This window comes from Pseudovibrio axinellae, from assembly GCF_900110875.1.
In the GTDB taxonomy this organism is placed as follows: Bacteria; Pseudomonadota; Alphaproteobacteria; order Rhizobiales; family Stappiaceae; genus Pseudovibrio; species Pseudovibrio axinellae.
This window is the reverse complement of sequence record NZ_FOFM01000001.1, coordinates 39850-61459: the sequence shown is the minus strand read 5'-3', so window position 1 is coordinate 61459 and position 21610 is coordinate 39850. Positions and strand designations below refer to the sequence as shown.

Annotated in this window: 20 protein-coding genes; 14 read left to right on the top strand and 6 right to left on the bottom strand. The window is 51.3% G+C overall.

The features are described 5' to 3' along the window. Window positions 1–71: 71 nt before the first annotated feature. Window positions 72–896, bottom strand: coding sequence for a helix-turn-helix transcriptional regulator (locus tag BMZ51_RS00295; protein WP_244271415.1), 825 nt, complete (start codon window positions 894–896; stop codon window positions 72–74). A gap of 129 nt (window positions 897–1025) precedes the next feature. Between BMZ51_RS00295 and BMZ51_RS00290 the strand changes: the two genes are divergently transcribed. From BMZ51_RS00290 to lipA, 9 genes are all read left to right on the top strand, one after another. Further along, window positions 1026–1973: a DMT family transporter gene (locus BMZ51_RS00290; RefSeq protein WP_068009715.1), complete on the top strand. Its 948-nt coding sequence runs from the start codon at window positions 1026–1028 to the stop codon at window positions 1971–1973. A gap of 344 nt (window positions 1974–2317) precedes the next feature. After that, window positions 2318–2635 carry an FtsB family cell division protein gene (locus BMZ51_RS00285; protein ID WP_208979193.1) on the top strand — a complete coding sequence of 106 codons (318 nt, stop codon included), beginning with the start codon at window positions 2318–2320 and terminating at the stop codon, window positions 2633–2635. A gap of 184 nt (window positions 2636–2819) precedes the next feature. After that, window positions 2820–3869 carry a pyruvate dehydrogenase (acetyl-transferring) E1 component subunit alpha gene (gene pdhA / locus BMZ51_RS00280; protein ID WP_068009718.1) on the top strand — a complete coding sequence of 350 codons (1050 nt, stop codon included), beginning with the start codon at window positions 2820–2822 and terminating at the stop codon, window positions 3867–3869. Between the two features lie 17 nt (window positions 3870–3886). Then, complete coding sequence (locus tag BMZ51_RS00275; RefSeq protein WP_068009721.1) at window positions 3887–5275, top strand: pyruvate dehydrogenase complex E1 component subunit beta; 1389 nt, start codon at window positions 3887–3889, stop codon at window positions 5273–5275. A gap of 18 nt (window positions 5276–5293) precedes the next feature. After that, window positions 5294–6622 (top strand): pyruvate dehydrogenase complex dihydrolipoamide acetyltransferase, encoded by a 1329-nt coding sequence (locus tag BMZ51_RS00270; RefSeq protein ID WP_068009722.1) that lies wholly within the window; start codon window positions 5294–5296, stop codon window positions 6620–6622. Window positions 6623–6743: 121 nt separating this feature from the next. Further along, entirely contained in the window at window positions 6744–7625 is an 882-nt protein-coding gene (locus BMZ51_RS00265) for a glycosyltransferase family 17 protein (protein ID WP_068009724.1), read from the top strand. Between the two features lie 4 nt (window positions 7626–7629). After that, entirely contained in the window at window positions 7630–9072 is a 1443-nt protein-coding gene (lpdA, locus tag BMZ51_RS00260) for a dihydrolipoyl dehydrogenase (RefSeq protein WP_068009726.1), read from the top strand. A 92-nt stretch (window positions 9073–9164) separates the two neighbouring features. After that, window positions 9165–9434 carry a hypothetical protein gene (locus BMZ51_RS00255; protein WP_244271420.1) on the top strand — a complete coding sequence of 90 codons (270 nt, stop codon included), beginning with the start codon at window positions 9165–9167 and terminating at the stop codon, window positions 9432–9434. Between the two features lie 152 nt (window positions 9435–9586). Continuing rightward, window positions 9587–10582, top strand: coding sequence for a lipoyl synthase (gene lipA, locus BMZ51_RS00250; RefSeq protein WP_068009730.1), 996 nt, complete (start codon window positions 9587–9589; stop codon window positions 10580–10582). Between the two features lie 111 nt (window positions 10583–10693). Here lipA and BMZ51_RS24225 read toward each other — a convergent pair whose 3' ends face one another. Continuing rightward, a complete protein-coding gene (locus BMZ51_RS24225) occupies window positions 10694–11386 on the bottom strand; it encodes a peptidoglycan-binding domain-containing protein (protein WP_068009733.1) in 693 nt (230 codons plus the stop codon). An 80-nt stretch (window positions 11387–11466) separates the two neighbouring features. Next, the gene (locus BMZ51_RS00240) at window positions 11467–11829 is read right to left on the bottom strand and encodes a hypothetical protein (protein WP_139201322.1); all 363 of its coding nucleotides are present in this window, start codon (window positions 11827–11829) and stop codon (window positions 11467–11469) included. Between the two features lie 527 nt (window positions 11830–12356). Between BMZ51_RS00240 and BMZ51_RS00235 the strand changes: the two genes are divergently transcribed. Next, on the top strand, window positions 12357–12809 hold the full coding sequence (locus BMZ51_RS00235; RefSeq protein ID WP_074881658.1) for a type II toxin-antitoxin system RatA family toxin: 453 nt from the start codon (window positions 12357–12359) through the stop codon (window positions 12807–12809). 47 nt (window positions 12810–12856) lie between these two features. On the opposite strand, the gene BMZ51_RS00230 is transcribed toward BMZ51_RS00235, so the two are convergent. The 3 genes from BMZ51_RS00230 to BMZ51_RS00220 all read right to left on the bottom strand — a co-directional run bounded on the left by BMZ51_RS00230 (window position 12857) and on the right by BMZ51_RS00220 (window position 15218). Continuing rightward, entirely contained in the window at window positions 12857–13336 is a 480-nt protein-coding gene (locus BMZ51_RS00230; RefSeq protein WP_068009739.1) for a hypothetical protein, read from the bottom strand. A gap of 141 nt (window positions 13337–13477) precedes the next feature. After that, window positions 13478–13978, bottom strand: a complete 501-nt coding sequence (locus BMZ51_RS00225) for a CinA family protein (protein WP_068009741.1) — start codon at window positions 13976–13978, stop codon at window positions 13478–13480. A 25-nt stretch (window positions 13979–14003) separates the two neighbouring features. Continuing rightward, window positions 14004–15218 (bottom strand): bifunctional 2-C-methyl-D-erythritol 4-phosphate cytidylyltransferase/2-C-methyl-D-erythritol 2,4-cyclodiphosphate synthase, encoded by a 1215-nt coding sequence (locus BMZ51_RS00220; RefSeq protein WP_139201321.1) that lies wholly within the window; start codon window positions 15216–15218, stop codon window positions 14004–14006. A gap of 227 nt (window positions 15219–15445) precedes the next feature. On the opposite strand from BMZ51_RS00220, the gene dusB reads away from it, so the two are divergent. The 4 genes from dusB (at window position 15446) to BMZ51_RS00200 (ending at window position 21592) form a co-directional block, all read left to right on the top strand. Further along, a complete protein-coding gene (gene dusB, locus BMZ51_RS00215; RefSeq protein ID WP_068009745.1) occupies window positions 15446–16438 on the top strand; it encodes a tRNA dihydrouridine synthase DusB in 993 nt (330 codons plus the stop codon). Window positions 16439–16446: 8 nt separating this feature from the next. Next, a complete protein-coding gene (locus BMZ51_RS00210) occupies window positions 16447–17586 on the top strand; it encodes a two-component system sensor histidine kinase NtrB (RefSeq protein ID WP_208979262.1) in 1140 nt (379 codons plus the stop codon). Window positions 17587–17590: 4 nt separating this feature from the next. Continuing rightward, window positions 17591–19030 carry a nitrogen regulation protein NR(I) gene (ntrC, locus tag BMZ51_RS00205; protein WP_068009748.1) on the top strand — a complete coding sequence of 480 codons (1440 nt, stop codon included), beginning with the start codon at window positions 17591–17593 and terminating at the stop codon, window positions 19028–19030. 390 nt (window positions 19031–19420) lie between these two features. Further along, window positions 19421–21592, top strand: a complete 2172-nt coding sequence (locus tag BMZ51_RS00200; RefSeq protein WP_068009889.1) for a sensor histidine kinase NtrY-like — start codon at window positions 19421–19423, stop codon at window positions 21590–21592. Window positions 21593–21610 lie beyond the last annotated feature (18 nt).

The following is a 21610-nucleotide window of genomic DNA, read 5'->3' as shown; positions in this document are numbered from 1 at the left end:
GGGAAAGTGGACAGAGGCTGGTTCTGGCATCTCTACAAACTGAAACCGGGGCGAGAAGAGCGACTTCAATGCTACTTCATAACGTCAGCGCGGTACCGTGCTGGGGTGGTACCAACCTCGGCTTTGAACGCTCTGGTCAGATGGCTTTGACAGGAGAAGCCACAGGAGCTGGCGATCTGGGCGATGGTTTGAGAACCCCTCAGCTCGGACTTTGCAAGATTCACACGTTTGCTCATCACCCACTTGTGGGGAGATATCCCCCTTGAGAGCGTAAACATGCGTTGGAAATGGAACTCCGACAGTCCGGCTTGGCTGGCAAGGTCCGCCAGAAGCACAGGTCCACTCAGATTTGCAGATATCCATTCGTCAGTTCGGCGCAGTTGCTGAGGAGAGAGCCCGCCATTCACTATGATTTTCCCCTCTGGCAACTGGGCAATCAGAGTTGAAAGAGCGACTTCGGCGGCGAGGCGGTCGCCTTGTATTGCTGCCTGGGCCATCTGAAACATCGGGGTGGCAATTTCAGGGTGATGGGCAAATGTACTTTCTCGCACTTCCAGTCGCCGTGCATCGCGGTCGTGAATATGAGCATAGCTTGCACGCAAGATTGCATCAGGTACGTGAAAATGGACGAACTTGAATCTGGATGTAATTTCCCAATCTGAGCTCTGCTCTGCCGGCATAACGCAAACAGCGCCGGGATGCCCTGTAGCACCGCCGATATCCAGCCGCCTTACACCTGTGCCGCCCTCAAGGTAGAAGCTGAAAGTGTGACCATGGGGGCGAACATAATTTATCCGGCCACCGCTGTTTTCCCAAAGGATCACTGTTCGCCCAGATCCCAGATCGAGCTGATCAAAAGAACGGGCACTGCCGGAGGTTTCTAAAATATTGGTCACAGTCTGTTTCATGCACGCAGAATATAACAGCTTGAAACCAATGCAAAGATTGTGGGGGCACTAAACCGCAAGATTATGCAAGAGGTGGTGCCAAGTTGAGCGTATTTCCTTGGCAAGGAGATACGAAAAATGAATACAGCTCTGCTTTTTATGATCACTGTTTTTATCTGGGGAACCAGCTGGCTGGCCGTTGCCTGGCAAATCGGAGAGGTGCCGATCCTTACCTCTATTTTCTACCGGTTCGCGCTGGCAGCGCTCTTGATGTTTGCTGGATTGCTTGCGCTCAAGCGCTTAACTCTGCCGGCCCAGTGGCGCTATATCGTCTTACAGGCGCTTTGCTTGTTCAGTGTAAACATCGTCGCGTTTTATTATGCAACTGCCTACATTCCCTCCGGGCTTGTTGCGGTGATTTTTTCATTGGCCTCCATCTTAAATGCTGTAAATGCCCGGTTCATTTACGGAGATCAAATTGCAAGGCGTGTGGTACTTGCAGCATTTTTCGGTGTGACGGGCCTCGGTTTTATTTTCTGGCAAAGCTTGGCACTCTCATTTGATACAGATACTCTTAAGGGTGTGGGCTTGGCTATGCTGGGAACCTTTCTCTTTTCTTTGGGCAATATGGTTTCGCGCAAGAACACGAGCCTGGGGATCAGTCCGGCAACAGCAATTGCGTGGGGCATGGCAATTGCGGCGGTGTTTCTTCTTGCGCTTATGAGCGTAACGGGTGACCAACTGGTGGTGCCGAGCAAATTTTCATATGTGGCTGCGCTCATCTATCTTGCACTGTTTTCAAGCGTTATTGGCTTTACCACCTATCTGGTGCTGGTCGCTCGCATTGGATCTGCAAAGGCTGGATACGCAACTGTTGTTTTTCCTGTTGTTGCCCTGCTTCTTTCAACATTTGCAGAAGGTTTTGAGTGGACGATCCCGGCTATCGTTGGCGTTTCGCTGATACTGGTGGGAAACTTGGTCATGTTTGCCAGAGCTAAGGATGGCAGTGCCCTTAGGGTTTTGAAGAGGACCGGCTTCCCTTGGACGTCGACTAAGGTTCAGTTAGATCAACATACATTGCGCTGATGTGGGGCATGTGAAGGGCGCTTGACGTAGCTTGCGGGAATGATCAGGCCGGGGTGAAAGCCTCGGCTTTAAACGTCCACCCTCCTTGCATGCTGTATTCCTATGCTCAAAGTCTGGGTAGATTTTGTTGCATGCGGTTTTTGTCACATTGGCTTGAGTGCACCTTCAAGCGGTCACAGGTCGGCGTCGATCATTCCGGTTTGCGCTAGCCCCGCTGAGATGTTCATTATTTTTACAAAATTATCAGATAAGTTTGGTTTTTGCTGAACACGGAAACTCTTGGTTAAGGGCGCTGTGAAATAGTGCCAGCCAGTGACCATTTTTTGTAATGAGTAGGTCAATCCGTGCTAGCTACCACACGTCAGCGAAAACACTCGTATCTGAAGAATCTCCTTGTGCCGGGAATTGCCATTGGTGTGCTGTGCTACTTTGCATTTCACGCGCTCAACGGTAAACTAGGCCTTGTTGGCCGGCCGCAAATTGAACATGAGATTCTGGCTCTTGAGCTGGAGCTTGGTGAATTGCGAGCAGAACGCTTGCAATTACAACGACGTGTGATGCTGCTGGACCCCGAAAATCTTGATCCGGATATGGTGGATGAGCGTGCCCGCGCATCCTTGAATTTAGCGCACGCAAATGAAGTTGCAATCATGCGTAACTGAAACATCAGCGTGTATTAACTGAAATTCGGTTGATTTAAGTTGATTAACTCGATTTAAGTTAACCTAAAAGTATATGTAAATTCAACGACTTATGTAATTCCCCAAGTGTTTCTGCTAATATTGGCAAGCGGCGCTGTGGGCGATAGTGTGCATTTACCAATTCACGTCAAAAGAGACGAGGCTCATGGCTGGAACTCAATCCAAGTCTTCAGGCGGTCGCGCAAAAAGCGCTACCAAAGCGCGTGGTGCGATGAAAAACGCGCCCGCGATCGCAGAATTCTCCAAAGAAGAAGAGCTTAATGCTTACCGCGAAATGCTTTTCATTCGACGTTTCGAAGAAAAAGCAGGTCAGCTGTACGGCATGGGTCTGATCGGTGGCTTCTGCCACCTGTATATCGGCCAGGAAGCTGTTGTTGTTGGAATGGAGATGGCTAAGGAACAAGGCGATCAGATGATCACCTCGTACCGCGACCACGCTCACATGCTCGCGTGCGGCATGGACCCCAAGGGTGTTATGGCCGAACTGACTGGTCGTAGCGGTGGTCTGTCCAAAGGTAAGGGCGGCTCCATGCACATGTTCTCCAAAGAGAAAGAATTCTATGGCGGACACGGCATTGTTGGCGCTCAGGTCGCACTCGGTACCGGTTTGGCGTTTGCAAACCGTTATAAAGAGAACGGCAAAGTCTCCATGGCCTTCTTCGGCGATGGCGCTGCCAACCAGGGTCAGATTTACGAAAGCTTCAACATGGCGAAGCTTTGGAATCTGCCAGTGATTTACGTAATCGAAAACAACAAGTACGGCATGGGCACCTCCATTGAACGTGCGTCCTCTACCACCGACCTTTCCCAGCGCGGCGCGTCCTTCGGGATCCCGGGCGTTCAGGTTGATGGCATGGATGTTCGCGCTGTAAAAGCTGCAACCGATTACGCTATGGACTGGTGTCGTACAGGCAACGGCCCATACATCCTTGAGATGATCACTTACCGTTACCGTGGTCACTCCATGTCTGATCCTGCCAAGTACCGCAGTAAAGATGAAGTCCAGAAGATGCGCTCTGAGCACGATCCGATCGAACAGGTCCGTGCTCGCCTTCTTGAAAAAGAATGGGCTAGCGAGGACGAGCTGAAAGCACTTGATAAAGAAGTGCGCGCCGTTGTGGCAGCTTCTGCGGAGTTTGCAACGAATGATCCTGAGCCGGATGCTTCTGAGCTCTACACAGACATACTGCTCTAAGGTCGGGATACTAAATTATGGCTGTTGAAATATTGATGCCTGCACTTTCTCCGACCATGGAGGAAGGTAAGCTTTCCAAATGGGTCAAGAAAGAAGGCGATACCGTTTCTGCCGGAGACGTGATTGCTGAAATCGAGACTGATAAAGCGACCATGGAAGTGGAAGCTGTTGATGAAGGCATTCTTGGTAAAATTCTTGTTGCTGAAGGCACGGAAGAAGTGAAGGTGAACTCACCTATCGCTGTGCTTTTGGAAGAAGGCGATGACGCATCTGCGGCTGACACGGTTGCATCTGCAGCACCAGTCGCGGCAGCTGCGCCAGCACCTGTTGCAGAACCAGCTCCGGCGGCGACACCGGCTGCGCCAGCAGCTCCTGTTGTAAGTGTTGCCCCTGCTGACCCGGAAATCCCAGCGGGCACCAAAATGGTTTCCATGACCGTTCGTGAAGCTTTGCGCGACGCGATGGCAGAGGAGATGCGCCGCAACGAAAACGTATTCCTGATGGGCGAAGAAGTTGCTCAGTATCAGGGCGCCTACAAAATCTCCCAGGGACTTCTGGACGAGTTTGGCGAAAAGCGCGTTATCGATACACCAATCACCGAGCATGGCTTTACCGGCCTTGCAGTTGGTGCTGCGATGGCAGGTTTGAACCCAATCGTTGAGTTCATGACCTTCAACTTCGCAATGCAGGCAATTGACCACATCATCAACTCTGCTGCTAAGACACTGTACATGTCTGGCGGTCAGATGGGTGCGCCTATGGTGTTCCGTGGTGCAAACGGTGCAGCAGCGCGCGTGGGTGCTCAGCACTCTCAAGATTACGCAGCATGGTATGCCTCTATCCCAGGTCTAAAGGTTGTTCAGCCTTACACCGCAGCGGATGCAAAAGGCCTGCTTAAAGCAGCTATTCGCGATCCAAACCCTGTTGTGTTCCTGGAAAACGAGATCCTTTACGGACAGCACTTCGACGTGCCGGATGTTGAAGATCTGGTTCTGCCAATCGGCAAGGCGAAGGTTGTTCGCGAAGGTACTGATGCGACCATGGTCTCCTGGAGCATCGGCATGACCTACGCGCTGCAGGCTGTTGATGAGTTGGCAAAGCAGGGCGTTTCAGTTGAACTGATCGACCTGCGCACCATTCGCCCTCTGGACATGGATACCGTCCTTGCCTCCGTTCGTAAGACCGGCCGTCTTGTAACTGTAGAAGAAGCCTTCCCGATCTGTTCCGTTTCTGCTGAAATTGCCTACCAGGTTCAGTCTGAAGCGTTCGATTGGCTGGATGCGCCGATCCTGCGTGTGACAGGCAAAGACGTTCCAATGCCGTATGCAGCAAACCTTGAGAAGTTGGCTCTGCCAAATGCCAAGGAAGTTATCGATGCGGTGAAAGCCGTAACTTACACCGCTTAAGGGCTAAGGGGCGAAGATATGTCTATCAACATTTTGATGCCTGCTCTCTCTCCAACCATGGAAGAGGGCAATCTGGCCAAATGGCTCGTTAAAGAAGGCGATACCGTTTCCGCTGGTGATGTAATTGCAGAGATCGAAACTGACAAAGCAACAATGGAAGTTGAATCCATTGATGAAGGCGTTGTTGGCAAGATCCTTGTGCCTGAGGGTGCTCAGGGTGTGAAGGTGAACGAACTCATCGCTGTTCTGCTTGAAGATGGCGAAGATGCATCTGCAATCGATACCTCCGCTCCAGTAGCAGCCGCTGCACCTGCAGCAACACCAGCTGCAGTTCCTGCACCAGCAGCCGAAGTTGCACCTGCACCAGCTCCTGCAGCTCCGGTAGCTGCATCTGGTGAGCGTGTGTTCTCTTCACCGCTGGCGCGCCGCCTGGCAAAACAGAACGGCGTCGACATTGCGTTGATCGCAGGTTCTGGTCCAAAGGGCCGCGTTGTAAAACGCGACGTGGACGCAGCAATTGCAGCTGGCACCGGCAAAGCAGAAGCGCCTAAGGCTGTTGAAGCACCAAAGGCGGCTGAAGCTCCAAAAGCTGCGCTGGCGTCTGCTCCATCTGATGAGCAGACCCTGAAGCTGTTTGAGGAAGGCTCTTACGAGCTGGTTCCTCATGACGGTATGCGTAAGATCATTGCCAAGCGTCTGACAGAATCCAAGCAAACGGTTCCGCACTTCTACCTGACACTGGAATGTGAGCTGGATGAATTGCTGGCTCTGCGTGCGCAGCTCAATGCATCAGCTCCAAAGGACGCCGACGGCAAACCTGCCTACAAGCTGTCTGTCAACGACATGATCATCAAGGCACATGCGCTTGCACTCAAAGCAATTCCAGCTGCAAACGCGTCTTATCTTGAGAGCGGCATGGTTATGCATAAGCATGCTGATGTTGGTGTTGCTGTTTCCATTGATGGCGGTCTGATCACTCCGATCATCCGCAGTGCAGAAGAAAAAACGCTGTCTACCATTTCCAACGAAATGAAAGATCTGGCGAAACGTGCACGTGAGCGTAAGCTCGCGCCAACCGAATTCCAGGGCGGAACAACCTCTGTTTCCAACCTTGGCATGTTCGGCATCAAGGAATTTGCAGCGGTGATCAACCCACCGCACGCAACCATCCTGGCCGTTGGTGCAGGGCAGAAACGTCCTGTTGTTAAGGGCGATGAGATCGTTCCGGCAACCGTGATGTCTGCAACCCTTTCCACGGACCACCGTGCTGTGGATGGCGTTTTGGGCGCTCAGCTATTGCAAGCCTTCAGAGGGTTCATCGAAAAACCGATGTCCATGCTGGTTTAAATAAAGGATTTACCGGCAGAGCACAGGAAACCCTGATTTTCTGCCGGTAAATCCAAGTGGTAGGTGTGAGCAAAAAGAGTGGAGTAATCTGAAGTCCAATTGAACAAGGAGACCAAAGCAAATGGTCAAAGTTGTCGATGGCTTCACGTTTTTCAATGAACTCGATACGCTGGAAATTCGCTTAGGTGAACTTTTTGATGTGGTGGATGAGTTCGTTCTGGTAGAGGCAACAAAAACATTTACCGGAAACGAAAAACCGCTCTATTTTGCTGATAATAAGTCGCGGTTTGCACCGTTCATGAGCAAGATCCGACACATCATTGTGGAGGATATGCCAGGGGGCGAGCAAAGCGCATGGTCAAGGGAGTACCACCAACGCAAAAGCATAGAACGTGGCCTTAAAGACCTTTCAGGAAAGGATTTGATCCTTGTGTCTGACGTGGACGAAATTCCAAAGCCAGATGCACTGTTCAAAACAAAACACGATCCTAAAAGTGCACGTAGCCTGACTTTCTTTGGCTCAGATATTTTCCGGTACCGCCTTAACTATAAAGACGATATTTCGGACTTTACATCTTGTCCCAGAATGATCAGCGCTATGTTTTTTAAGGGGGCTCAAGCTCTCAGACGAGAGCGGGCGTACCAAAGCAAAAGCCTTCCAGCAGTGTTGGAAACAGCTTTATGGCAATGGAAAGCTCTGGCCCGATACAAACGAGCTATGCGGCGCAATTTGATCCGTTCCTCCAGTTGGCACTTCAGCTTTTTGGGAGATATGGACAAGGTGGTTACGAAACTTGAGGCTTATTCGCACACCGAACACATGAATGACGCCTATCTGGGCCGTGCACAGCGAACGCTGGAACGACTGGAAACAGGTGATGGCAGAGGAAAGCTTGTCACTAAGGACAGCGGAGAACTGCCCGAGTACGTTTTGGAGAACTTTGAAAAGTTCTCTCACCTTTATGTGGAGCCTCAAGCGCAGAGGCCGATTTGGCGAGGTTAAATAGATGAGTGGCAACGCCTACGATGTGATTATCATTGGTTCGGGTCCTGGTGGCTACGTAACCGCAATCCGCTCCGCGCAGCTTGGTTTCAAGACTGCGGTGGTTGAGCGTGAACATATGGGTGGTATCTGCTCAAACTGGGGTTGTATCCCAACCAAGGCGCTTTTGCGCTCGGCAGATGTTTACCACAACATGCAGCACGCCAAGGACTTTGGCCTGTCTGCTGAAACTATTGGTTTTGACGCTCAGGCTGTTGTCAAACGCTCGCGCGGTGTCGCCGGGCAGATGAACGGCGGTGTTGGCTACTTGATGAAGAAGAACAAGGTCGACATCATCTGGGGTGAGGCAACACTCACCAAGCCGGGCGAAATCAAGGTTGAAGCACCAAAGCGCAAGGCTTATGAGCCACAAGCGCCAGTGCCAAAAACCGTTAAGGGACACGGCACATACTCTGCAAAGCACATCATTGTTGCAACAGGTGCAAGACCACGTGTTCTTCCTGGCCTTGAGCCGGACAAAGACAGCATCTGGACCTACTTTGAAGCGATGGTACCAGCCGAAATGCCTAAATCCCTCGTTGTGATGGGTTCAGGCGCGATCGGCATCGAGTTTGCATCCTTCTACAACACGATGGGCGTTGATGTGACCGTCGTTGAGATGATGTCGACAATCATGCCGGTCGAAGATCCTGAGATTTCCGCACATGCCAAAAAGCAGATGGAAAAACAGGGTATCAAGTTTGTACTGGACGCTAAGGTTTCTAAAGTTGTGAAGGGCGCAGGCCAGATCACAGCAACCATTGAAACCAAAGACGGCAAGAAACAGGACATCACAGCTGATAAACTGATTTCTGCTGTTGGTGTGGTTGGCAATGTTGAAAACCTTGGCCTTGAAACCCTTGGTATCAAGACCGAGCGTGGCTGCATCGTAACAGATGACTTTAGCCGCACAAACGTTCCAGGCATCTACGCAATTGGTGATGTTGCTGGTCCTCCAATGCTGGCCCATAAAGCTGAGCACGAAGGCGTGATCTGCATCGAGAAAATCGCTGGCGAAGATGTTCACCCAATGAAGCGTGATCAGATCCCTGGTTGTACCTACTGTAATCCGCAGGTCGCCTCCGTTGGTCTGACAGAGCAGCGTGCAAAAGATGCAGGTTATGAAGTTCGCGTTGGTCGTTTCCCGTTTATGGGCAACGGTAAGGCAATCGCTCTTGGTGAGCCTGAAGGCCTGGTGAAAACTGTCTTTGACAAGAAAACCGGTCAGTTGCTTGGAGCACATATGGTAGGCGCTGAAGTGACCGAGCTTATTCAGGGCTTTGTCATCTCAATGGGTCTTGAGACCACTGAAGAAGAGCTGATGCATACTGTGTTCCCGCATCCAACCATTTCTGAAACTATGAAGGAAAGTGTGTTGGACGCCTACGGACGTGCACTCAACATCTAATAAATTTCCCTCTCACTGAACATGAAACAGTGAGAGGGGCTTAAAATTTCCCCGGTACTCTTCTAAAAAAAAGGAGTAGGCCCGTGGACTTTATGAACTCTATCATTTGGCTCGCCACATCTGCAGTATGTGCGCTTGTTGCGAGCCTGCTGGTGATGGCTCTCTTAGGCGGAGAGTTCGGTGTGTTGATCATTGCCGGATTTCTTGGCGGAATTTCAGGGGTTTACCTCTTCGAGTTTGCGGACTTGGAAGTTTCCTTTGGAAATGAGTATGTCGATCAAGCTGTTGTTGCGATGGTTGGTTCCATCGCATTTGCTCTTATCGCCACATTGATTGGTGGAAATGCGATTGGCTTTGAATAGCCGAGGTTTTGGACCGCGGAATGAAGTGGAACCAATCTCTCACATTGAGAGACACTTTAATTCCTGCTATGGACCACTAAATTTAAAAGGGACTGCCAGACTGTTCGTTAAGACCAGCTGGTAATAGGTGTCTCTGACGTGACGGGACTGAAATGGTTACACTGGTAAATACACTCGATCCTAATCATAAAAGCCAAACGGCGTCGGCGGTGCAGGAAAAAGAGCGTCCGCGCCATCCGGAAAAAGCACATCGCCCGGACAATCCAGTTCAGCGCAAGCCAAAATGGATCCGTGTTAAGGCGCCCACTTCCCCTGTTTACAAAGAAACCCATGAGCTTGTGCGCAAGAACAACCTCGTAACGGTTTGTGAAGAAGCAGGTTGCCCGAATATTGGCGAGTGTTGGTCCAAGAAGCATGCAAGCTTCATGATCCTTGGTGATACCTGTACCCGTGCCTGCGCGTTTTGTAACGTGCGCACCGGCATGCCAGGCCCGGTTGATCAAAACGAGCCTGAGAGCATTGGCAAGGCCGTTGCATCCATGGGTCTGGAACATGTGGTGATCACGTCAGTTGATCGCGATGATCTTGATGATGGTGGTGCAACCCATTTTGCTAATGTTATTGCCGCAATCCGTAAGGCCTCTCCCAAGACAACTATTGAAGTGCTGACACCTGACTTCCTTCGTAAGGATGGCGCACTGGAAATCGTTGTGGCGGCAAAGCCGGATGTGTTCAATCACAACCTTGAGACTGTTCCGTCCAACTACCTGAAGGTTCGCCCGGGTGCACGTTACTTCCACTCCATCCGCTTGTTGCAGCGTGTGAAGGAAATTGACCCGGAAATGTTCACCAAGTCCGGCATCATGGTTGGCTTTGGCGAGGAGCGCAACGAAGTGCTTCAGTTGATGGATGACTTGCGTGTTGCTGATGTGGATTTCTTGACCGTTGGCCAGTACCTGCAGCCAACCAAAAAACACCATCCGGTTATCAATTTCCCAACACCGGATGACTTCAAGGCCTATGAAAAAATCGCCTACGCAAAAGGCTTCTTAAAGGTTTCTGCAAACCCTCTGACCCGTTCTTCCCACCACGCTGGGGAAGATTTCGCAGAGCTGAAAGCCGCTCGCAAAGCAAAGCAAGGCAACTGAACAATAGCCCTCGACAGCAAAATTCAAAAAGCGCCCCACGCTATCGCGGGGCGCTTTTTTGTTAGGTGCAAGAAGCTTGTCTTCCCTGCAAACTAAAGACCCATTCGGGCATTATGATGCGGGTAGGATGTTTGCAAATGCACTTTCAAAGTCAGCTTGCGAGGGCAGGGCTGCGGGGCGACCGCTCACTGGCATGTCATCTGGTTCTGGGTGTGGAGGTGGTGCTACAGCTTGTGGGGCCGCGATATGCGTCGGAGCCTCAATATGTGTCGGTGCCGCTGGAGCAAGAGGCGTAACGGCCAAAGGCGCTTGCGGATCATAGACTTGGTAATGCTGAGGTGGCAAAGGCAACACATCAAGCGCGCGCAGGTGCATGACTTCCGGGCTTACTTTGGGAACGACGTTTGAGAACCGTGGGATGCGATGAACGACAAGCCAGTGCTCGCGCACCGTCAACTCACCAGTGATACGAGTTCCGTTGTTCCTCTGCCAGGCCTGAACGGCCCTTCGCGTTTTTCCGCCGATGAAGCCATCTGCCGGCCCTGGATTATAACCCATTTGCAAAAGTGCACTTTGAATTTCCTGTACTCTGTAGTCAAAGACAGACTTGCGGCTGCTTGTTCGTTTTCTTTGTTTGTGTTGGCCATTGAGCGCACCAGAAAGTGCGGCTCCAAGAACGGCTCCGGCACCAAACACAACAGCTTCATTGCCGTAAGAGCGCGGAATGTGTGCAGAAATCAAAAACGTAGCCGAAAGAGCGGTTACTGCCATAACTTTGAGAGAGTTGTTTACAAGCACGCGCATGCCAAATACCTCAATACTTCAATTGCATTAAATGAAACGGACGACCAAATTGAGAGCTCAAACTCTCCCAAGAAGCGTTGTTAGTTTGAAGGCGCTGGTGAACCGGCTGGTACGACCACGGCGGCAGGCACGGGCTGTTTTGCTAAAATGCGTTTCATTGGCAGTTGAAGACTAAAGGTCGTCTCCTCAGACAAAAATACGTTGCCGTTCGCTTTTACTGTTTTGATCTCTGGGCAGGTTTTATAGAGCAGCTTTGCGACGGTTTCGGTTAAAAGCACCATTTGGGAGAGGTCTGTCAGGCTTTCTTCCTCCATCGCTATGAATTTGAGCTTGATATGGTCCTGACACCAAAGATCAGGGTCAGATTCTACAACCACCTGAATGCCCAGCTGTTTGATGGAGGTTAACTTGAACTGCTCCGCTGCCTTGGCGGCCCCAGCCATAGCGAAAGCGCTCAGCAAAACTGGCACAACTAATTTGGAAAATTTCTTCACAACAAACCTTTATTGCTACAAATTTCTGAAAATCTGAAGAAATTCTATCTAAGATTTAATTGAAATGAAATGCCACTTTTTGTTGCATCCGCAGTTTTGAATCGCGCCCGCACATGAGACTGCTAGTGCTATGCCAGTCTTCGCACCCATGAGCCTTGCGCTTTGGTTCTCACAAAGTGTTGCTTCATCGTCTTGAACGATGGTGAGGCGCTGTTCATCTTCTTAGCACTTGAAGGGCAGATTTGTATTAGATCGTAAGGCTGCTTTATAGTTTTTGGAAAGTGCAGAAAATTTAGTATGGCGCGCATAAGAAGCGAAATCAAAGACGTGAGGTGAGCGTATAGTCTAGACAATCAGGCGGTGCGTAGGGTCACCGCTTGTGGGGCAAACTTTAAGATTACACTTGGCAAATCAAAAAAGGTCGCTTAGAGACACCTGATAATTTTGAAAAACGAGAAGAAAAAGAACGCGAGTATATGCCGTCTTTTGAAAGTACACATCGAGTTCAGCATAGTGCTGGTGATATGTTTGATCTGGTCGCAGATGTGGAACAATATCCTCAGTTTGTTCCGTTGTGTCATGCTTTGCGGGTGCGTGGACGCCGCAAGATGGCCAATGATGGTGAGATGCTGATCGCCGATATGACGGTTGCCTATAAAGTTTTCAAGGAAACCTTTGCCAGTCGGGTCACGATGGACCGCGAGACGAACAAAATCACAGTTGAATATCTGGATGGTCCATTCCGCCACTTGGAAAACGTCTGGAGTTTTCACTCCGTGGCGGAAAAAGAATGCGATGTCAGTTTTTATATAAACTATGAGTTCAAGAGCCGCACCTTAGGTGCGATGATGGGCGCCATGTTTGACCGGGCATTTCGCAAGTTCTCTGTCGCTTTTGAAGACCGCGCAGATGAAATCTACGGCACCTGAATCACTCTGCAAAGTATCTGGATTGCGCTTTGCAATGATGCCTTGAGCTACTGATCCTCACGCTCATTCAGCAATTGGTTGAGAAGAGATTCTCTGCTCTCATACTTCCTTCTTGCAATTTCTGCTTCGGCCTCTTCAGGCGTCAGGCCGTTGCGCATGATGAACGTGCGCCGAATTGCCTGAAAGCGAGTGGCCGTTTCCTTGTCTGGATCACCCTGTTTCATGGTTTCATCAAGCGTGGTGTAAATGCCAACATCTTGCAGGCTGATCTGTGTGGTTGGCTTGTTGCACATCACCACCCAGCCATAACCCTGATTCAACTCCAGACGGATGTTATGCCCAAATCGCTCCTCCCACTTTGTCCAGGCGATCGAGTAGGGACGGACCCAGTAGGATGTGCCGCAAAGCCGCAGCTCGACATAACCCTCGCGCGGCATTTTTTGCACTTCGTGGGAGCCGATGAACTCTTGGTCAAGCCCCCGTGAAATAAGGAAGACGTCCGTGGCTGCAAATGCGGAGCTACTCAAGCAGATACTCAGAAATAAACTAGAAATATATCTCATTAGTAATCCGATCTAAATTTAAGATATATTTTATCTAAGTTTTCTCTAAAAGTCTTATGGCGTCCTTGTTAGCTCGGGCTCTTTCGGCAGTAGGGTTAATTTATTTTAAGTATTTTCAATAAAATTTTCCAGTAATTCCAGTGCTTGCACCAAAGCTTGAAACCGTATTCCATCGCGTCCCGTGTTTTCAAAGAAACATTGGACGTGCTTTGCTTCTGTCTTACCATGGGCAAGGCCGAAGTAGACAAGTCCAACCGGTTTGTCTTTGGTGCCCCCGTCTGGTCCGGCGATGCCGGTGATGGAGATAGCAACATCTGCGTTGGAGCAAAAATGTGCTCCGCTCGCCATGGCCATAGCAACTTCGCTGCTCACCGCACCGTAACTGACCAGTAAATCCACTGGCACACCGATCATCTCGTGCTTTGCTTCGTTGGAGTAGGTTACAAACCCACGATCCAAAACGGCAGAGGAGCCCGGAACTTCCGTCAAAAGGCCTGCAAGCAAGCCCCCAGTACAGCTTTCTGCGGTTGCGATTTTGAGGTCTTTTTCGGCGTATCTGGCAATGAGAACGCGTGCTCTTTCCTTAAGGTATAGGATGTCGGTCATGGTTCTCTCCTATAAGTCGCGGCAATCAGTTTTCAAACGGAAGCCGGATGGTGGCGCACCCTTGCGCTGCAATGCCTTCATTACGACCAGTGAAACCCAGTTTTTCAGAGGTCGTTGCTTTCACAGCAACGCGGCCAACCGGCAAGTCGCAGATCTCAGCGATTTGTTTGCGCATCTCTTCTCTGTGAGGGCCTATTTTTGGAGATTCACAGATCACTGTTAAATCCAAGTGTGCGATCATACCACCGCGTTTGTGAACCCGTTCTACTGCGTATTTCAGGAACTGGTCAGAGGCCGCGCCTTTCCACTTCATATCACTTGGCGGGAAGTGAGACCCGATATCTCCATCCGCCAGCGCCCCGAAAATGGCATCCGTCAAAGCATGCAGGCCAACGTCAGCATCAGAGTGCCCCTTGAGCTTGTGGGTGTGTGCAATTGAGATGCCGCCAAGAATGACCGCATCACCCTCTTCAAATGCATGAACGTCATACCCGGTGCCAACCCGAATGTCGCCAAGTTCTGCAAGTTGTTTCATGGCGATCTGGTCCTGTGCGTTTTTCATGTCGTTTAATGTCGTAAGCTTGATGTTTTGAGGGTCACCAGCTGTAAGCCTAACAGACTTGCCTTGCCATTCTATGAGGGCGGTGTCGTCTGTAAAACTGTCCAGACTTTGCTCCCGTGCGGCTTGGTGAGCCTCCCAGATGAGCCTGTATGGAAAACCTTGAGGTGTTTGTGCTGCCCATAATTGGCTGCGGTCAACAGTCTCCAGAACCTGCTGGTTTGCATCGGCCCGCTTAAGCGTATCGCACACTTGTACGGCTGGAAGGGCAGCTTGCGCACCTTCTTGCAAAGCTGTGATCGTACCCTCAATCACAGCTTGCGAAAGGAAAGGGCGTGCCGCGTCATGGATCAGTACAAAGTCGGGCGCATCGCTTTCCAGTGCCTTCAGCCCGCATGCCACAGAAGCTTGCCTTGTTGCCCCGCCGGAAATTGGCGCAGATAACCGGCTGTCTGTCACAGTACGCACAGCGCAATTATATGCCTCCCCATCCTCAGCATGAATGATGGGCAATACCTGACTAATTTGAGGCGAGGCAAGGATTGCTTCCAGTGTTCTTTGAAGCACAGATTTACCGACAAGGTCGCGATATTGCTTTGGGCTGCTGTCATCTTGCGTGGACATCCGCGAGCCACGTCCAGCGGCTACTATGATACACGCAATTTTTGGGGTTGGCTGCAAGACTGAATCACCTGGTTTGAGCGGCTCAGGAACCCCAGTGTAGGCTTAGAGCAACTCTATAAGAACTATGTTGATCCCGGTTTTGCTCGATTTGGCCGCGAAGCTCAACACCTCAATGACCTCCCGTTAATATTCCCTTGCCTAAATTTTTAGTTTGGTTAGAATATGTGCAACTTATATTACTGCTCACCAAATGTGCAACTTCGGTCCTCTAAGAAATATACATAATGCTGACGATAGGTAATATCCCTCTCAAAAACAAAGTAATTCTGGCGCCAATGTCAGGCGTTTCGGATCTGCCGTTCCGCCGCATTGCTTTGCGTTACGGTGTTGGGTTGGTGGTTAGTGAAATGGTCGCCAGCGAGGCGCTGTGTACGGGGCACCCAGAATCCCTCATGCGTGCTGACGGCGAGGGGATCAACCCCCATATCGTTCAGCTGGCTGGCAAAGACCCTCACTGGATGGGCGAAGGCGCGCGCATGGCGGAAAAAGCTGGCGCGGATGTGATTGACATCAATATGGGATGCCCAGCGAAAAAGGTGACATCTGGCTATTCCGGCTCTGCTTTGATGAAGGATCTGGATCACGCCATGACCCTCATTGAGGCCACGCTGGAGGCCGTATCAGTACCTGTCACGTTGAAGATGCGTCTGGGCTGGGACGAAAGCTCAATAAACGCCCCAGAACTTGCCAAGCGGGCAGTTGATGCAGGCGTGCAGATGATCACCGTCCATGGACGCACGCGCTCTCAATTTTACAAGGGCAAAGCGGACTGGAAGGCCATTCGCAAAGTGCGTGATGTCGTTGATGTGCCGTTGGTCGCCAATGGTGATTGTTGTTCGTTTGAAGATGCAGATGAAATGCTGTCTCAATCCGGCGCTGATCTGGTGATGGTGGGGCGTGGTGCCTATGGGCGGCCATGGCTGCCAGGTCACATCGCGCATTATCTGGAAACTGGCGAGAAACGCAGCGATCTTTATGGGGAAGAACTGGCAGAGTTGGTCGTGGGGCACTACGACGCCATGCTGGGGCAATATGGCCTTGAGATCGGCGTCAGGGCATTTCGCAAGCACATAGGCTGGTATCTAGACGCAAATGGTTCACTGGCACAAGCGCCGCAAGGTTTCATGAAAGGCTTGATGACGAGTTTGGATCGAGAGCATGTAAGAAACATGTTGCATGAGTGGTTTATGAAAACACCAATGAGGAGCGCTGCTTGATGTTAGAGATGGGAGGGGACACTCTGACGAAAGCCAAAAACGCAATCGGGAATGGGATTCAGGGCCAAGCCGTGCTCGATTCCCTGCCACACCCTGTGATCGTGGTTGGTGAGGACGATAAAATTGTCGGTGCAAACAGCGCTGCAGAGGGCTTTTTACATGCCAGCCTGTCTGTATTGAAACGCCGCGAAGTTTCATGGTTCGTGCCGTTTGGAAGCCCGTTGCTGGCGCTGATAGCGCAAGTGCGTGAGCGTGGCGGCCCAGTAAATGAATACAAGGTGGATATTGGCTCTCCGCGTATTGGGCAAGAAAAGCTGGTGGATATCCATGCCTCTCCCTTAAGTGACGCTCCAGGCGGTGTCGTGCTCCTGTTTCAGGAGCGCACCATGGCGGAAAAGCTGGATAAGCAGCTGACCAGCCGCGGCGCCGCGCGTACCGTAACAGGGCTTGCTGCCATGCTGGCACATGAAATCAAAAACCCGCTCTCCGGCATCCGCGGAGCCGCGCAATTACTTGAACAATCGGCCAGCGAAGAAGACCGTCAGCTGACCCGTCTGATTACAGATGAGACTGACAGGATTGTAAAACTGGTTGATCGGATGGAAGTGTTCTCCGACGAGCGGCCCATTGATCGCGAGCCAGTCAATATTCACGTTGTGCTGGATCATGTAAAGCGCGTTGCAGCTAGCGGCTTTGCTGCGGGCGTGAAGATCACGGAAGATTACGACCCTTCACTACCACCTGTTTTTGCCAATCGGGACCAACTGGTGCAGGTGTTCATCAACCTCATCAAGAACGCCAGTGAAGCATTAAACGGAGTGAATAAACCGGAAATTGTAATCTCAACAGCATTCCGGCCCGGTGTTCGCCTTTCAGTGCCCGGCGTTCAAGAACGCGTAAGCTTGCCGCTAGAGTTTTGTGTGCGAGACAATGGGCACGGTGTGCCTAATGACCTGAAGCAACATCTATTTGATCCGTTCATTACAACAAAAACCAATGGCTCCGGCCTTGGGCTGGCGCTGGTTGCCAAGATCGTGGGGGATCATGGCGGCGTAGTGGAGTGCGAAAGTGGGAATAGCGGAACAAAGTTCCGCATTCTGATGCCTGCCTTTACAGGGCCCGATTTAAATTCTGGAATTGAGGACTAAGAGTATGCCTAGTGGAACCATTTTAGTTGCTGACGACGATTCTGCGATCCGTACCGTTCTCAATCAAGCTCTCTCACGCGCTGGCTACACCGTGCGGCTTACCTCCAACGCTACAACGCTATGGCGCTGGGTGAGTTCTGGGGAAGGGGATCTGGTGATTTCCGATGTGGTTATGCCAGACGAAAACGCCTTCGATGTGCTGCCTCGCATCCGTAAGCTGCGTCCTGAATTGCCAGTCATTGTTATGAGTGCGCAAAACACCTTCATGACGGCCATCAAGGCCTCAGAGCAGGGAGCGTATGAATACCTGCCAAAGCCGTTTGACCTCAAAGAGCTTACCAGTATTGTGGGCAGAGCCTTGGCAGAGCCAAAGGGGCGCCAGTTTGATATGAGCGAAGAGGGGAATGATAACATTCCGTTCGTTGGTCGCTCACCTGCAATGCAGGAAGTCTACCGAGTTCTGGCGCGCTTGATGCAGACGGACCTGACCGTGATGATCAACGGGGAAAGCGGTACAGGTAAAGAAGTGGTTGCCCGCGCGCTGCACGATTACGGCAAGCGTCGTAACGGACCATTTGTGGCTGTGAACATGGCGGCAATTCCCAAAGATCTGATTGAATCTGAGTTGTTCGGTCATGAAAAAGGTTCGTTTACCGGCGCACAAGCAAGATCCTCTGGTCGCTTTGAACAAGCAGATGGTGGGACATTGCTGCTTGATGAAATTGGTGACATGCCAATGGAGGCTCAAACCCGGTTGCTACGGGTGTTGCAGCAGGGCGAGTACACCTCTGTGGGTGGACGTACCCCAATCCAGACGGATGTGCGTATTATCGCGGCAACCAACAAGGACTTGCAGCAACTGATTAATCAGGGTTTGTTCCGTGAGGATTTGTATTTCCGCCTCAATGTGGTTCCAATCCGCCTCCCGCCATTGCGTGAGCGTACCGAAGATATCCCGGATCTGGTGCGCCACTTCTTCTCTGTTGCAGAAGGTGAAGGCCTGCCAGCCAAGCAGATGGAAGTTGCAGCTTTGGATAAGCTGCGCCGCTATCGCTGGCCGGGAAACGTGCGCGAATTGGAAAATATGGTGCGCCGTTTGGCTGCGCTCTACCCGCAAGACGATATTACTGCAAGCCTCATCGACCTTGAGCTATCGCAGCCCGCCGCCGCATCCAGCGAGGGAGAAGCGCACGCTGCGCACGATCTAAGCGGTTCAGTTGAGCGATTTTTGAGTGATTACTTTGGCGAGTTTGGTGAAGAGTTGCCCCCGCCAGGGCTGTATCACCGTATTCTTCGTGAGGTTGAGTACCCGTTGATCAGCGTGGTGCTGGCTGCAACGCGCGGGAACCAGATCAAAGCAGCAGAATTGCTGGGTGTGAACCGCAATACACTGCGCAAGAAAATTCGCGATCTGGATGTGCAGGTGATCCGCAGTTCAAGATAGCTTTTTGCGATTATGAAGAAATGAAAAATGGCGCCTCGTCGGGCGCCATTTCGCGTTTTACTCCAAGAACCCGGTTTTACGCAGAACGTTCTTTGCGTAATTTGCTTGGAAACGGAAAGGTTTTTGTTATCTGCATGAAGGTGTTGTGAAGATCAACCTGCGTGCCAAGCGTGTGCGGCATACACTTCTTGATGGTTCTGCTCTCAGTTTTCCCCATGAAGAGTGTGACTAATAAAACCCATTGTCGCATTTTAGCAACATTGTGTGGTAGGAGTCTGTTTCTAAAATTGATAAAGTTATTGCAGGTGCGCAGGTTCGCGTTTCATGATTTTCAAACCAAAAGCAGAAGACCAAAACCGAAAGCTTGCTGGTAAGGGCCGTAAGTCCCGCATGTTCGGCCTTGCCGTTGTGTTGCTGGCGCTTTGTTCTATCGGTGTTTCTTTTCTGGTGCTGTTGGGTGTAACGCCCATCGTTCCTTCACAAAACGTCGTCTATGTCGCGCTCAGCTTTAACGGCGCGCTGGTGTTTTTGCTCATTGGGCTGATCATCGTTGAATTGGTGAAGCTGTTGCAGGCCCGCCGCCGCGGACGCGCAGCAGCTCGCCTTCATGTGCGCATCGTCACGATGTTCTCTCTGGTGGCCGCTTTGCCAGCGTTTATCGTTGCCGTGGTTGCAACAATTACGCTCGATCAAGGGCTTGATCGCTGGTTTGAAACCAGAACGCGCCAGATCATTTCCAATGCGCAATCTGTTGCAGCAGCTTATGTTCAAGAACATGGAAACTCTCTGCGCTCAACCTTGATCAGCATGGCTGGCGATGTCGATCAAAACCGCAATTCCTACTACTATGACCCAACACGGTTTGATCGTTTCTTTGAAACACAGACATGGGTACGTGGTTTGCTTGGTGCCTATATCTTGAAGGAGGACGGGACCGTCGTCTTACGGGTACTGCGCGACCCGAAAGTTGAGCCGCTACTACCACCTCCTGTAGCAATGAACCAGGCAAAGGACGGAGCGCCTGTCCTTATTGCACCAGGTGTTTCCAACCTGGTGGGCGGTGTGATGAAACTGTCCGACTATGATGATCTGTATCTTTATGTGACCCGTGCGCTTGATCCGCGTGTTGTGGAGTATCAACGCCTTGCTGAAGCTGGGGTCAGTGAATACGCCGAGTTGGAACAACGCCGCTTTGGGGTGCAGCTTGCCTTTGCCCTTGTTTATGTCGGCGTGGCGCTGGTGCTGCTCTTGTCGTCTATCTGGGTTGGCTTTGGATTTGCAAACCAACTTGTGCTGCCAATCCGTAACCTCATTGGCGCAGCCGACCAGGTCTCCAAAGGCAACTATTACGTTGAAGTTGAAGCCGAGAAAGCAAGCGGTGATCTTGAGAACCTTGGACGAACCTTTAACAATATGACTGGGCAGCTGCGTGGGCAGCGTGACGCACTGTTGGCGGCAAACGACCAGATCGACCGCCGCCGCCGCTTCAGCGAAGCCGTGCTTGCCGGAGTTTCTTCCGGGGTCATTGGCATCGATGACGAAGGCGATGTGACAATGGTCAACCGGTCCGCAAAACGCCTGCTCAATCAGGGCGAAGATGAACTGCTGGAAAAGCCGATTTACGATAGTATTCCAGAGGTTCAAACAGTTGTTTCACAGGCCCTGAAAGAAAGTAGTAACCGCTCGCAGGTGGCTCAGGTTGCCATCATGCGCAAAGGGCGTGAGCGCACACTTAACGTGCGTGTGACAACAGAAGAGGCCACCCGCTCAGAGCATGGCTTTGTGGTGACACTGGATGATATTACCGATCTTGTCGCTGCACAGCGCAACTCAGCCTGGGCTGATGTGGCCCGCCGCATCGCGCACGAGATCAAAAATCCGCTGACGCCGATCCAGCTTTCAGCAGAACGTATCCGCCGTCGCTATGGCAAGCGCATTGCTGATGATGATCGCAAGGTCTTCGATCAATGTGTGGATACGATCATCCGTCAGGTCGGGGATATCGGACGCATGGTGGACGAATTCTCCTCCTTCGCACGTATGCCAAAGCCAAAGATGGAAACCTCCGATTTGCGCGCTGTTGTTCGCGAAACCGCCTTCATGGTGTCCGTTGCGAATTCACAGGTGCACTTCGAAACGGTTGTGCCGGAAGAGCCCTTGAAAGTGACCTTCGACAGTCGTCTGGTGGGTCAGGCTCTGGGAAATGTGATCAAAAACGCATCAGAGGCCGTTGAGGCCTATCTGGCGAAAGAAGAAACCCCGGAGCAGGGCAATGTTCTGGTGAAACTATATTCGGAAGGCTCGATCCATACGATTGATGTAATCGATAATGGAATTGGGCTTCCAACCGAGCACCGCGCACGTCTTTTAGAGCCCTATATGACCACCCGGGAAAAGGGGACCGGTCTTGGGCTCGCGATTGTGCGGAAAATTATGGAAGATCATGGGGGTGGAATTGAGCTGCTTGATGCGCCATCAGTTGCCGAGGGCGGACATGGTGCCATGGTTCGGCTGACACTCCGCAGTGTTGAAGATCTTTCCGTTACTCAAAGTGAAACTTAAGAATGGTGGTGATAAGCC